This is a genomic window from Streptomyces sp. NPDC101166 (genome assembly GCF_044768125.1).
In the GTDB taxonomy this organism is placed as follows: Bacteria; Actinomycetota; Actinomycetes; order Streptomycetales; family Streptomycetaceae; genus Streptomyces.
The window spans coordinates 193111-205794 of record NZ_JBIWPF010000014.1 but is presented as its reverse complement, the minus strand read 5'-3'; the positions used below and the strand labels follow the sequence as shown (position 1 = coordinate 205794).

The following is a 12684-nucleotide window of genomic DNA, read 5'->3' as shown; positions in this document are numbered from 1 at the left end:
AGGAGTCCTGTCCTCATGACCACCGCCCTCAGTCGTCGCAGTGACCGGCGGATCAGTCCCGTCTTCGTCGGGATCGCGGCCGTCACCGCGGTCACGGGGTGGGCCACCTGGACCGGGTTCGCCGCGCAGCCCGGTGTGGCCGTGTTCCTGTTCGTGACGGCCGCCTGGATCGTCTCCCTGTGCCTGCACGAGTACGCGCACGCCCGCACCGCCCTGCACTCGGGGGACATCAGCGTCGGGGCCAAGGGGTATCTGACGCTCAATCCGCTGAAGTACACCCACGCCCTGCTCAGCATCGTCCTGCCCGTGCTGTTCGTGATCATGGGCGGGATCGGGTTGCCCGGCGGCGCCGTGTTCATCGAGCGGGGGCGGATCAGGGGGCGGTGGCGGCACAGTCTGATCTCGGCGGCGGGGCCGTTGACGAACGTGCTGTTCGCCGCCGTGTGCACCGCGCCGTTCTGGCTGGACGCGCTGGACGGCGTGCCGGCGGACTTCCGCTACGCGCTCGCGTTCCTGGCCCTGCTCCAGGTCACCGCGGCGATCCTGAACTTCCTGCCGGTGCCGGGCCTGGACGGCTACGGCGTCCTGGAGCCCTGGCTGCCGTACGGGGTGAAGCGCCAGGTGGAGCCGTTCGCGCCGTTCGGACTGCTGTTCGTGTTCGCGCTGCTGTGGCTGCCGGCGGTGAACTCCGCGTTCTTCGGCGTGGTCGACGCGGCGCTGCGCGGCCTCGGCATCGGGGACCTCGAGACGTACTGCGGTCAGACCCTCTACCGCTTCTGGCAGAGCACGCCGGACTTCTGCTCGGTCAGCCCCTGACGGACCGGCGAATCCGCTCGCGCCGGATGTAGTACCAGGTCATGTTGGACGTGAGGCCGGCCAGCAGCACCCACACGACGCCCAGCCAGCTGCCCTGGACGAAGGAGACCACGGCCGCGGCGACGGCGAGGACGCACACGGCGAGGGAGTAGAGAGCGAGGCGGGGCATGGGGGCTGTTCTCCTGCCGGATACGTCCGTCGGGGGGCCGGGGCCCGGGGGACTCGCCGGAACTCGTCCGGACTCGTCGGGGGCACCGGTCTGTCACGACGACCAGTGTCCCCCATCGCTCCCTCAGGCTCACACGTCGGTGACGCGGAGCCCGGCGTGCGCCTTGTACCGGCGGTTGACGGAGATCAGGTTGGCGACCAGCGCCTCCACCTGGTGGGCGTTGCGCAGCCGGCCGGCGAAGACGCCGCGCATGCCGGGGATGCGGCCGGCCAGCGCCTGCACGATCTCGACGTCGGCGCGCTCCTCGCCCAGCACCATCACATCGGTGTCGATCTCGTCGATCGCGGGGTCCTGGAGGAGGACGGCCGACAGATGGTGGAAGGCGGCGGCGACGCGGGAGCCGGGCAGCAGGGCGGCGGCCTGCTCGGCGGCGCTGCCCTCCTCGGGCTTCAGCGCGTAGGCGCCCTTCTTGTCGAAGCCGAGCGGGTTGACGCAGTCCACGACGAGCTTGCCCGCGAGTTCCTCGCGCAGGGACTCCAGGGTCTTGCCGTGGCCGTCCCACGGCACGGCGACGATCACGATGTCGCTGCGGCGGGCGGTCTCGGCGTTGTCGGCCCCTTCGACGCCGTGGCCGAGTTCCTCCGCGGCGGCCTGCGCGCGGTCCGCGGCACGTGAGCCGATGATCACCTTCTGGCCGGCCTTGGCGAGCCGGTAGGCGAGGCCCTTGCCCTGCGGCCCGGTCCCGCCGAGCACGCCGACCACGAGCCCGGAGACGTCGGGGAGGTCCCACGGGTCCCTGGCGGGGGCCTTCGCGGGGGCGTTCTGTGCGCTGTCGCTAGAGGTCATGGGCCGACTTTACGTGCGCCGGGGCGGCCCCGTCGGGCGGGGTCGCGGCGGGCGGGTTCCCCGGTCGGGGGAATCCCGGGCGAATCCCGCGCCGGGCCGTATCCGGTGCGGCAGGATGCCGGCGCATGGACGCCGTACGAGTCGCGTTGCTGCGTGAGGTGCTCGCCGGGACGGAGTGGCTGGGGGCCACCCGCAGGTTCGGCGCGGTGCTGCGGGGCTCGGTGCTCGCGCACGGGGGCGGGCTGCTGCTCGTGGGCGCCGAGGAGCACGAGCCGTGGCATCTGGCCGCGCATCTGGTGGACGAGGCGGCATGGTCGGGGACGCCGGAACTGGCGCCCACACTGGTACGCCACGGCGCGCGTCCCTCCGATCCCGCGCACCTTGCGGTGGGCCTCGGCCGGATCGAGGCGGCGCGGCGGGGCGAGACGCTGCTGGTGGCGGCGCCGGAGGAGGACGCGCCGCTGCTGGAGCGGGTGTCCGACGCCCGCCGGGCCGGGGTGACGGTCCTCGCCCTCGGTCCGGGCGGGCGGGAGCTGACGGCGCTGGCGCACGAGGCGCTGGCGGTGCCGGAAGGCTCGGAGCTGGACCTGGACACCGTGCAGCACCTGGTGAGCGCGGCGGCCGGGGAGACGATGCCCCCGAAGGGATCCCGCCGGCGCTTCCGCGACCGTCTGTCCCAGCTGGCGGAACACCTGACGGCGCCGCCACCGCCCCTGTGGTGAGCGGAAAAGCGGTTGCCGTGGGGCCGCCTCATGCCGACCATGGCCCCTCGTGACCGACGACTCCCCCACCACCGCCCCTCCCCCCGCCGCCGACGCCCCGCCCTCCGGTCTGCGGGCGCTGCTTCCGGACCTCGCCCCGTGGCGGGCCTCGCGTGACTTCCGGCGGCTGTGGGCGGCCGGGCTGGTGTCGAACTTCGGCAGCTTCCTCACCTTCGTCGCGCTGCCCGTGCAGCTGAAGGAGCTGACCGGGTCCGCCGCGGCGGTCGGCGCGATCGGGGCCGTGGAGCTGGTGCCGCTGGTGGTGTTCGGGCTGTACGGCGGCGCGCTCGCGGACGCCTGGGACAAGCGGAAGCTGATTTTGTGGACGGAGGCCGGCCAGGGCCTGCTGTCGGCGGTGCTGCTGCTGAACGTGCTGCTGCCGACGCCCGCGGTGTGGCCCCTGTACGTCGTCGCGGCGCTGTCCTCGGCGCTGGTGTCGGTTCAACGGCCGGCGCTGGACTCGCTGTGGCCGCGGATCGTGGCGCACGAGCACCTGCCCGCGGCGGCCTCGCTGAACGCGTTGCGCTGGACGGTCGGCGGGGTGGCCGGCCCGGCCGTGGCGGGCGTGGTCGTCGCCTACGCGGGGCTCGGCTGGGCGTACGCGGCGGACTTCGCGACGTTCGCCGTCTCGGTGGCCCTCACGGTGGGGATCGCCGCCTCACCCGCCGCCCACGAGGCGGCCACACCCTTGCTGCGGGCGATCGCGGAGGGCGCGCGGTACGCCTGGAACCGCAAGGAGCTGCTCGGCACGTACGCCGTCGACCTGGCGGCGATGTTCCTGGCGATGCCGCTCGCGGTGCTGCCGTTCCTCGCGGACGAGCTGGACGCCGAGTGGGCGCTGGGCCTGATGTACGCGAGTGTGCCGGCGGGGGCGCTGCTGGTGAGTCTGACCAGCGGCTGGACCTCGCGGATCCACCGGCACGGGCGGATGGTCGCGGTCTCGGCCGCGCTGTGGGGGGTGGCGATCGCCGGGGCCGGTCTCACCCGGAACGTGTGGCTGGTGTTGCTGTGCCTGGTCGTCGCCGGGGCCTGCGACATGGTGAGCGGCGTCTTCCGGGCGGCCATGTGGAACCAGACGATCCCGGACTCCCTGCGCGGCCGGCTCGCCGGGATCGAGCTGCTGTCGTACTCGGTGGGTCCGCAGCTCGGGCAGGTGCGCGCGGGCGGGTTCGCCGGCCTGCTCGGGGTGCGGGCGTCCGTGTGGTCGGGCGGGCTGCTCTGCGTGGGCGCGGTGGGCCTGCTGGCCCTGTGCCTGCCGGGCCTGATGCGCTACGACGCGCGGACGAACGAGCACGCGGTCCGGCTGCGCGAGCAGCGGCGCGAGAGCCGGGAGGGCTCGGCGCCCGCGGTGGGGAGCTGACGCTGCGGGGGCCCGACCGGAAGGCCGGGCCGGGCCCCACGGCCGGGGTCAGTCGTCGTCCGTGGCGCCGCCCGTGGGGGCGTCGTGCCACTTGGGGTCGTTCTCCCACTGGAGGTTGCGCTCACGGGCGGTCTCCATCGCGTGTTCCGCCTCTCCGCGTGTGGCGTACGGACCGAAACGGTCCTTGCCCGGGCAGTCCGGGCCCTCCTCGACCTTCTTGTGCTCCATGCAGTAGAACCACTCGCCGGGCTTGCCGGTGGTGCGCTTCTTGAACAGGGGCATGACCAGCTCCTCTCGCCACCGTCATGTTCCCCCACGGCGGCTCGTTAGACTCGCCGGCATGTCCAGCCAGTCGCTGCTCGTGCCCGGGGAGCTGTCCCCCGTCCGTTCCGTGCCCGGAAACATCCGCCGTCCCGAGTACGTCGGCAAACCGGCGCCCACTCCTTACACCGGGTCGGAGGTGCAGACCCCCGAGACGATCGAGGCGATGCGCGTCGCCGGCCGGATCGCCGCGCGGGCGATGGCGGAGGCGGCGAAGCTGATCGCGCCGGGAGTGACGACCGACGAGCTGGACAGGGTGGCGCACGACTACATGTGCGACCACGGGGCCTACCCCTCCACGCTCGGCTACCGCGGGTTCCCCAAGTCGCTGTGCACGTCGGTCAACGAGGTGATCTGCCACGGCATCCCGGACTCGACGGTGCTGCGCGACGGCGACATCGTCAACCTGGACGTCACGGCGTACATCGGCGGGGTGCACGGCGACAACAACGCGACCTACCTGGTCGGGGACGTCGACGACGAGAGCCGGCTGCTGGTGGAGCGGACCAGGGAGTCGCTCACCCGGGCGATCAAGGCGGTCCGGCCGGGCCGGCAGATCAACGTGATCGGGCGGGTCATCGAGTCGTACGCGAAGCGGTTCGGGTACGGGGTGGTGCGGGACTTCACCGGTCACGGCATCAACTCGTCCTTCCACTCCGGGCTGGTGATCCCGCACTACGACAGTCCGCACGCGACGACCGTGATGCGCCCCGGGATGACGTTCACCATCGAGCCGATGCTGACGCTGGGCACGCACGAGTACGACATGTGGGACGACGGCTGGACGGTCGTGACGAAGGACCGCAAGCGGACGGCGCAGTTCGAGCACACCCTGGTGGTGACGGAGTCGGGCGCGGACATCCTCACGCTGCCGTAGGAGCTCCCGCTCACGAGCCCGCTCTCCTCGCGAGGGCGGGCTTTCGCCGTACCGGGGCCTCCGCGACCCGGCAGGCCTTGCCGACGGACTGTCGGTAAACTTGCCGACAGAGAGTCGGCACCCGTTGAATCAGGTGACCCCACCACAGAGAATCCCGGTCCATGGACTCCTTCTCGACCGTCATCCGCGCCGCGTCCCACGAGCAGCACGTGGAGGCGGAGACCTCCACGTTCATGAGCGACCTGCTCGGCGGGCGCCTCGCCGTCGACGCGTACACGCGGTACACCGAGCAGCTGTGGTTCGTCTACGAGGCGTTGGAGGCGGAGGCCGGGCGGCTGGCGTCGGATCCGGTGGCCGGGGCGTTCATCCGGCCGGAGCTGTTCCGGCGCGCGGCGCTGGAGCGGGACCTGGCGCATCTGCGCGGCCCCGACTGGCGGGCCGGCGTGTCCGCGCTGCCGGCGACCCGGGCGTACGCGGAGCGGGTGCGCGAGTGCGCCGAGCGCTGGCCGGCCGGGTACGTCGCCCACCACTACACCCGCTACCTCGGCGACCTCTCCGGCGGGCAGATCATCCGCGACCGGGCCGAGAAGGCCTGGGGCTTCGAGAGGAAGGGCGACGGCGTCCGCTTCTACGTCTTCGAGGAGATAGGCAACCCGGCCGCGTTCAAGCGCGGGTACCGGGAACTGCTGGACGCGGTGCGCGCCGACGACCTGGAGAAGCAGCGGGTCGTGGCGGAGTGCGGGAACGCGTTCGCGCTGAACACCGCGGTGTTCCGGGCGCTGGGCGAGGAGTTCCCGCTGTCGGCCTGACCAGGCCCGCGCACGGGCCGCGGGGGCCGGGGGCCGGGGGCCGGAGGCCGGAGGCCGGGAGCCGGGAGCCGGGAGCCGGGAGCCGGGAGCCGGGAGCCGGAGGCCGGAGGCCGGAGGCCGGGGGCCGGGGGCCGGAGGCCGGGGGCCGGAGGCCGGGGGCCGGAGGCCGGGGGCCGGAGGCCGGGGGCCGGAGGCCGGGGGCCGGAGGCCGGGGGCCGGGGGCCGGAGGCCGGGGGCCGGGGGCCGGAGGCCGGGGGCCGGGCCTCCCTCCCGAGACGGAAGGGGGCCCGGCGCCGTGTCGGCGTCGGGTCAGCGGCCGCTGTCGCAGTGCGCGCCGGCCCAGAAGATGTCACTGGCGGCCGTGTCGACGAAGCCGATGTAGGGGCTGCACACCTCGTGGTCCCCGGCGAAGTGGTGCCCCGGCCTGTCGTGGTGCGGCTGCTCGTCGGCGACGGCGCTCGTCGCACCGGTGGCGGCCAGGGCGATCCCGAGGGCGGCGGCGGCCAGGGCAGAGCGGATACGCATGGTGCTCCTCTCACGGAGGCGGTGTGGTCACGCCCAGAGGTAACCGCTCGTCACCCCGCGCACACGCGCCACCACCCGTACGGCCCCCCAGAACACGCCGGACGCCCGCGTCCTGCGTACCATTCAGCGCTCCAGCAGCACCCTGCCGCCGATCTCCACCCAGCCGAACGGCTGCGGGGCGGTGAGGATCTGGGAGCCCGCGCCCTGGGTGATGTTCAGCGCCCGGCCCAGGCGGTCGGTGAGGAGCAGCGCCGCCGCGCCCGTCGCCTCGTCCTCCTCGATGCCGTCGTCGCGGCCTGGGAAGCCGCGGGCGCGGATCCGCCCGGCCGGCTCGTCCTCCCACGCCCAGGCGTAGATCCACTCGCCGGGGGGCGGCACCGGCAGGTCGTCCACCTCGGCGGCGGTGGCGTACTGGCGCAGGGTGCGCGGCGGGGCCCACTCCGCGCGGGCCTCGATCCAGCTGAACTCCCCGTCCAGTCGGACGCCCACCGTCCCGGCGGGGGTGACGAGTTCGGGCACGTCGAGCAGCCAGGCGGTGCCGACACAGGGGTGGCCGGCGAAGGGCAGGCGCAGGGTGGGGGTGTAGATGTCGACGACCCCACGCTCGGGATCGTCCACGAACACGGTCTCGCTGAAGCCGAGTTTGGCCGCGATGTCCTGCCGGTCGCTCCGCTCGGGCACCCGGGAACCGTCGCGGACGACGCCGAGTTCGTTGCCGTATCCGCCGTTGGGCGCGCAGAAGACGCGGAGCACGTCGTAATCAGTCACGCGGGCATTGAAGCATCGCGGACGCCGTGACCACGAGCGAGAAGCCGCGGACGGAGGCGCACGACCGCTCGCCGACCCTTGAACCTTCTTTGACCTTCCCATGGTGTCCGTTTTTGCCCATCGTGATCGTCTCGTGCTCTTACAGCGTCTATGAGAGCTGAATCACGGCACGGGCAGGTACTGGGTAGATAAGGGGCAGCTAAGTTAGGCGAGCCTCACTATGCGCTGAGCGCGCCGTCACGCTGTTCTTCGGCCACCCTGGGAGCCTTCATGCACGCCGTCAGACTCTCCGTCGTCACCGCCACCGCCGCCGCGGTGGCCCTGACCGCAGTGGGCTGCACACAGAAGAGCGGCTCCTCCGACGGCGACCGCGTGATCAGCGTGACCGCCTCCGACGACAAGTGCGAGATCTCCAAGAAGGAGATCGCGGCCGGGCACGTCGAGCTGGCCATCGAGAACAAGGGCTCCAAGGTCACCGAGGTCTACGTCCTCTTCCCCGACGACCGGGTGGTGACCGAGCGCGAGAACATCGGCCCCGGCACCAAGCAGCGCGTCACCGCCGAGGTGAAGGCCGGCGACTACGAGATCGCCTGCAAGCCGGGCATGAAGGGCGACGGCATCCGCCAGGCCCTCAAGGTCACCGGAGAGGGCGCGGCGGCGAAGCGCGACCCGCGTCTGGACAAGGCCGTGGCCTCCTACCGCGCCTACGCGCAGCAGCAGGCCGACGAGACACTGCCCAAGGCGGAGGCGTTCGCCGCCGCGGTCAAGGCCGGGGACGTGGAGGCGGCGAAGAAGGCCTACGCGTCCTCCCGCATCGGCTGGGAGCGCACCGAGCCGGTCGCGGAGTCCTTCGGCGACATCGACCCCAAGGTCGACGTCCGCGCGGACGGCCTGGAGGCCGGCCAGAAGTGGACGGGCTGGCACCGGCTGGAGAAGGCGCTCTGGCAGGACAAGAAGATCGGCGCCGAGGAGAAGGCGCTCGCCGGTCAGCTGGTCACCGACCTGAAGGACTGGCAGCAGCGGGTCGGCAAGGCGGAGATCACGCCGACGTCCATGGCCAACGGCGCCAAGGAACTGCTCGACGAGGTCGCCACCGGCAAGGTCACCGGCGAGGAGGAGCGCTACTCGCACACCGACCTGGTCGACTTCAAGGCCAACGTGGAGGGCGCGCAGCAGTCGTACGAGCTGCTCAAGCCCGTGGTCCGGGAGAACGACGCGGCGCTGGTCACCGAGCTGGACAAGCAGTTCGCCGCGCTGAACGCGCTGCTGGACAAGTACCGCGCGGACAAGAACGCGTACGACTTCACCTCGTACGACAAGGTCGACGCGGCGGGGCGCAAGGAGCTGTCGGACGGCGTGAACTCACTCGCGGAGCCGCTGTCGAAGCTCGCCGCCGCCACGGCGAAGTGAGCGGAGGGCGACGGTCATGACGGACAGCGAAGACACCAAGGACACCGACGTCACCGCCACCCCCTCGCCCACCCGGCGCGCGGTGATCGGCTGGGGCGGGGCGGGGCTCGCGATCGGGGCAGCCGCGGCCGGCGGCGCGGCCGCGATGGCCCGCACCGGCGACGACGCCGAGCCGGCCGCCTCGGCGGGCGCGGCCGTCGCCTTCCACGGCCCGTACCAGGCGGGCATCGCCACGCCGGTGCAGGACCGGCTGCACTTCGCCGCGTTCGACGTCAAGACCGACGACCGCGCCGCGTTCGTCCAGCTGCTGAAGGACTGGACCGAGGCGGCCCGGCTGATGACGGCCGGGAAGGCCGTCGGGGAGGGCGCGTACGGCGGGCTGCCCGAGGCGCCGCCGGACGACACCGGGGAGGCGCTCGGGCTGAAGCCGTCCCGGCTGACGCTGACCGTCGGCTTCGGGCCGTCCCTGTTCACCCGGTTCGGCCTGGCCTCGCGGCGGCCCGAGGCGCTGGTGGACCTGCCGCAGTTCGCCGGCGACAACCTGGACGCCGCCCGCAGCGGCGGCGACCTGTGCGTGCAGGCCTGCGCGGACGATCCGCAGGTCGCGGTGCACGCGATCCGCAACCTGGCCCGGATCGGCATGGGCAAGGTCGTGATCCGCTGGTCGCAGCTCGGCTTCGGCAAGACCTCCTCCACGACGCCCGATGCGCAGACCCCGCGCAACCTGATGGGCTTCAAGGACGGCACCCGCAACATCGCCGGCACCGAGACGGACCGGCTGGAGAAGTTCGTCTGGGTCGGGGACAAGGACGTCGACGCCGACTCCGCGTGGATGAAGGGCGGTTCGTATCTGGTCGCCCGCCGGATCCGTATGCACATCGAGACCTGGGACCGCACCTCGCTGCAGGAGCAGGAGGACATCTTCGGCCGGGACAAGGGCGAGGGCGCACCCGTCGGCAAGGCCAAGGAGCGGGACGAGCCGTTCCTGAAGGCGATGAAACCGGACGCGCACGTGCGGCTCGCGCACCCCGACTCCAACAGCGGGGTGACGATCCTGCGCCGCGGCTACTCCTTCACCGACGGCTCCGACGGCCTCGGCCGCCTCGACGCGGGCCTGTTCTTCCTCGCCTACCAGCGGGACGTGCGCAAGGGGTTCATCCCCGTCCAGCGCAACCTGGCGACCGACGCGCTCAACGAGTACATCCGGCACGTGGGTTCGGCGGTCTTCGCCGTACCGCCCGGCGTCCGGGACGCGGACGACTGGTGGGGCCGGGCCCTGTTCGACGGCAGCGGGAAGGGTGCGTAGCCGGTGTTCTCCAACTACCTGATCGGACTGCGCGAGGGCCTGGAGGCGTCTCTCGTCGTCTGCATCCTCATCGCCTACCTGGTCAAGACCGGCCGCCGGGACGCGCTGAAGCCGGTGTGGGCAGGCATCGCCGTCGCGGTGCTGCTCGCGCTGGGCTTCGGCTCCGCGCTCGAATTCGGCTCCCAGGAGCTGACGTTCGAGGCGCAGGAGGCGCTCGGCGGCTCCCTGTCGATCATCGCGGTCGGCCTGGTGACGTGGATGGTGTTCTGGATGCGGCGCACCGCCCGGCATCTGAGGACCGAGCTGCACGGCAAGCTGGACGCGGCCCTCGCCATGGGCACGGGCGCGCTGGTCGCCACCGCGTTCCTCGCCGTCGGCCGGGAGGGCCTGGAGACCGCCCTGTTCGTGTGGGCGTCGGTGCACGCGGCCGGGGACGGCACCCCGCGCCCGCTGATCGGCGTGATCCTCGGCATCGCGACGGCCGTCGCGCTCGGGTGGCTGTTCTACCGGGGCGCGCTGCGGATCAACCTGGCGAAGTTCTTCACCTGGACGGGGGGCATGCTGGTCGTCGTCGCGGCGGGCGTGCTGGCGTACGGCTTGCACGACCTCCAGGAGGCCGACTGGCTGCCGGGCCTGACGGACAAGGCCTTCGACGTCAGCGGCACGATCCCGCCGGACAGCTGGTACGGGACGCTGCTGAAGGGCGTGTTCAACTTCCAGCCCGATCCGACGGTCCTCCAGGTCACGGTGTGGCTGCTCTACCTGGTCCCGACGCTCGCCCTGTTCCTCGCCCCGGTAGGGTTCGCCTCCGGGAAGGGGAAGGTGAAGGCACCTGATGACCAGGGAACGCAGCCTGACGACCGGCCGTCCACGGCTCCTCGGGCGTGACCGGAAGGCAACCGTCGCCGCCACGCTCACCGTCGTCTCTCTGACGGCGAGCGGCTGCGTGGTGGTCCACGGGGAGCGCGAGGTGCTCCCCGCCGTGTCCCGGGCCGAAGCGGCCGAGGCGCTCCAGGAGTTCACGACCGCGTACAACAAGGCCGACGCGGCGTACGACGGTTCCCTCGACGCCGGTCACACCACGGGCGCGCTCGGCGCGATCGACGCCGCGCGGCTGAAGGCGGGCCGGGCCAACAACCCGGGCGGCAACCCGCGGCACACCCCGCTGACGCTGACGGACGTCAAGTACACGATCGTCAAGAAGGCGGGCTGGCCTCGGTGGTTCGTCGCCGACGCGAAGGCCAACAAGGGCGGCGACGCGCGCTGGGTGCTGGTGTTCACCCGGGACGCGCTGTCGGACCCGTGGGAGGCGGCGTACCTGACGCTGGTGGCCCCGGGCGCAATGCCCGCGTTCGCGAAGGACAAGGACGGCTGGGCGCAGGCCGTTCCGGCCGGATCGCGTGGACTGTCCCGCGTTCCCGGCGAGTTGAGCAAGGACTACACCGCGTACCTGCGGAGCGGCGGGACCACGTTCGCCGACGGCCCGTACACGAGCGAGCTGCGCTCCGCTCGGGCGAAGAACTCGATCAGGCCGGGCCTGGTCACGCAGTACATCGACGAGCCGCTCACCGACGGGGACTACGCGCCGCTGGCGCTGCGCACGGCGGACGGCGGGGCGCTGGTGTTCTTCGCCACGCACCACTACGTGAAGCAGACGGCCGCGGCGGGGACGTCGGTACCGGCGCCCAACCAGAACGTGCGGGCGCTGACGACGGGAGAGGTGTCTCGTGCGCTGACCATGGAGTTCGTGGCGAACGAGGCGGCCGTCGTGCGGGGTGGGCCCGCCGGGGGCAAAGGCGTGTCGTTGCTGAGCCGGCTCGAGGGGCTGACGGCGGCGAAGGGCGAGTAGGTCTCGTCGTCCGGTGCGGGCCGGTGGGGGCCGGTCGCGCCCACGCGGCGGAGCCGCACATGGTCACAGCCTCGCGCTCCTGGGTGGGTGTCCGCGCCCTGCGTGGTCAGTGGCGGGGGGGCCAGGCCGCTGTCGCCTGGTCCGCATCGTCGCCCACGTGCCTCGCGCACGCGTCCGTGAGGGGCTCCAGGAGGGTCAGGGGGTCGGGGAGGGGGTGTTCGGGGCCCCGCAGCCAGCGGACGGACTGGCCGTCGTCCCCGGGGAGCCGGGCGGGCGGGACGAGGACGTAGGAGCCGCGGCAGTGCCAGCGCAGGCCGGGGTGTTCGTCCATGGTCTCGGGGTGGCAGTCCAGCGCGCACGGCCACCACTCGTCCTCGTCCTCGGGGGTGCCGCGGGTGAGGGCGAAGAAGAGCATGCGGCCGTCGTCGCCGACGGCGACCGGGCCGACCTCGACGCCGGAGCCGAGCAGCCGGTCGAGGGCCTCGCGTCCGGCTTCCAGGGGCACGTCCAGCACGTCGTGCGTCATACCGGTCGCGGTGATGAAGTTGGCCTGCGGCTGGTGGCCGGCCCAACGCTCGATCTGGGCGCGGTCGGTGGTCGCCTGCGTCTGCCAGGCGAAGGAGACGGGGTGCCGGCCGGGGGTGGGACAGCCGACCCGGTCGCACGAGCAGCGGTAGCCGGAGACCGGGTGGGCGGCGGGCGCGAGGGGCAGTCCCGCTCCGGCGGCGGCGAGCAGCAGGGCCTCACGGCCGCCCTCGTCGGCGGCTTCCTTCGGGCGGCGTCCGCGCAGCCACTGGGAGAGTTTGCCCTGCCGGCCGCTTCGGCCACCGAACTCCGCGCTCATCTATCCCCTTGCCTCGCTGTGGT

Annotated in this window: 15 protein-coding genes; 9 read left to right on the top strand and 6 right to left on the bottom strand. The window is 72.7% G+C overall.

The genetic code is table 11. The features are described from left to right. The first annotated feature begins 15 nt into the window (after positions 1-15). Positions 16-816, top strand: a complete 801-nt coding sequence (locus ACIRS4_RS25140) for a site-2 protease family protein (protein WP_404199997.1) — start codon at positions 16-18, stop codon at positions 814-816. Here the strand turns inward: ACIRS4_RS25140 and ACIRS4_RS25135 are convergent. Both ACIRS4_RS25135 and npdG read right to left on the bottom strand, forming a co-directional pair. Next, a complete protein-coding gene (locus tag ACIRS4_RS25135) occupies positions 806-985 on the bottom strand; it encodes a hypothetical protein (RefSeq protein WP_404199994.1) in 180 nt (59 codons plus the stop codon). The two genes, ACIRS4_RS25140 and ACIRS4_RS25135, sit on opposite strands and share 11 nt — an antisense overlap. Before the next feature lie 129 nt (positions 986-1114). Then, positions 1115-1831 (bottom strand): NADPH-dependent F420 reductase, encoded by a 717-nt coding sequence (gene npdG, locus ACIRS4_RS25130; RefSeq protein ID WP_404199991.1) that lies wholly within the window; start codon positions 1829-1831, stop codon positions 1115-1117. Between the two features lie 125 nt (positions 1832-1956). Here npdG and ACIRS4_RS25125 point away from each other — a divergent pair, with 125 nt between their 5' ends. Next, positions 1957-2553, top strand: a complete 597-nt coding sequence (locus ACIRS4_RS25125) for a hypothetical protein (protein WP_404199988.1) — start codon at positions 1957-1959, stop codon at positions 2551-2553. Positions 2554-2602: 49 nt separating this feature from the next. Further along, positions 2603-3952: an MFS transporter gene (locus ACIRS4_RS25120; protein WP_404199985.1), complete on the top strand. Its 1350-nt coding sequence runs from the start codon at positions 2603-2605 to the stop codon at positions 3950-3952. 48 nt (positions 3953-4000) lie between these two features. Here ACIRS4_RS25120 and ACIRS4_RS25115 read toward each other — a convergent pair whose 3' ends face one another. Then, the gene (locus tag ACIRS4_RS25115) at positions 4001-4234 is read right to left on the bottom strand and encodes a hypothetical protein (protein WP_404199982.1); all 234 of its coding nucleotides are present in this window, start codon (positions 4232-4234) and stop codon (positions 4001-4003) included. Between the two features lie 58 nt (positions 4235-4292). Between ACIRS4_RS25115 and map the strand changes: the two genes are divergently transcribed. Both map and ACIRS4_RS25105 read left to right on the top strand, forming a co-directional pair. Next, a complete protein-coding gene (gene map / locus ACIRS4_RS25110) occupies positions 4293-5150 on the top strand; it encodes a type I methionyl aminopeptidase (protein ID WP_404199979.1) in 858 nt (285 codons plus the stop codon). Between the two features lie 161 nt (positions 5151-5311). After that, positions 5312-5959 (top strand): heme oxygenase (biliverdin-producing), encoded by a 648-nt coding sequence (locus ACIRS4_RS25105; RefSeq protein WP_404199976.1) that lies wholly within the window; start codon positions 5312-5314, stop codon positions 5957-5959. Between the two features lie 309 nt (positions 5960-6268). Here the strand turns inward: ACIRS4_RS25105 and ACIRS4_RS25100 are convergent, their stop codons facing one another. Both ACIRS4_RS25100 and ACIRS4_RS25095 read right to left on the bottom strand, forming a co-directional pair. Beyond that, positions 6269-6484, bottom strand: coding sequence for a hypothetical protein (locus ACIRS4_RS25100; protein WP_404199973.1), 216 nt, complete (start codon positions 6482-6484; stop codon positions 6269-6271). Between the two features lie 123 nt (positions 6485-6607). After that, positions 6608-7252, bottom strand: coding sequence for a PhzF family phenazine biosynthesis protein (locus ACIRS4_RS25095; RefSeq protein WP_402154495.1), 645 nt, complete (start codon positions 7250-7252; stop codon positions 6608-6610). A 270-nt stretch (positions 7253-7522) separates the two neighbouring features. Between ACIRS4_RS25095 and efeO the strand changes: the two genes are divergently transcribed. The 4 genes from efeO to ACIRS4_RS25075 are packed head-to-tail and all read left to right on the top strand — an operon-like array spanning position 7523 to position 11817. Continuing rightward, on the top strand, positions 7523-8662 hold the full coding sequence (gene efeO, locus ACIRS4_RS25090; RefSeq protein WP_404199969.1) for an iron uptake system protein EfeO: 1140 nt from the start codon (positions 7523-7525) through the stop codon (positions 8660-8662). 16 nt (positions 8663-8678) lie between these two features. Next, positions 8679-9968, top strand: a complete 1290-nt coding sequence (gene efeB, locus ACIRS4_RS25085) for an iron uptake transporter deferrochelatase/peroxidase subunit (protein ID WP_404199966.1) — start codon at positions 8679-8681, stop codon at positions 9966-9968. Positions 9969-9971: 3 nt separating this feature from the next. Beyond that, the gene (efeU, locus tag ACIRS4_RS25080) at positions 9972-10856 is read left to right on the top strand and encodes an iron uptake transporter permease EfeU (protein ID WP_404199964.1); all 885 of its coding nucleotides are present in this window, start codon (positions 9972-9974) and stop codon (positions 10854-10856) included. Further along, positions 10804-11817 carry a hypothetical protein gene (locus ACIRS4_RS25075; RefSeq protein WP_404199961.1) on the top strand — a complete coding sequence of 338 codons (1014 nt, stop codon included), beginning with the start codon at positions 10804-10806 and terminating at the stop codon, positions 11815-11817. Before efeU ends, ACIRS4_RS25075 begins: the two co-directional genes overlap by 53 nt. A gap of 106 nt (positions 11818-11923) precedes the next feature. Here the strand turns inward: ACIRS4_RS25075 and ACIRS4_RS25070 are convergent, their stop codons facing one another. Next, positions 11924-12661, bottom strand: a complete 738-nt coding sequence (locus ACIRS4_RS25070) for a bifunctional DNA primase/polymerase (protein ID WP_404199959.1) — start codon at positions 12659-12661, stop codon at positions 11924-11926. Positions 12662-12684 lie beyond the last annotated feature (23 nt).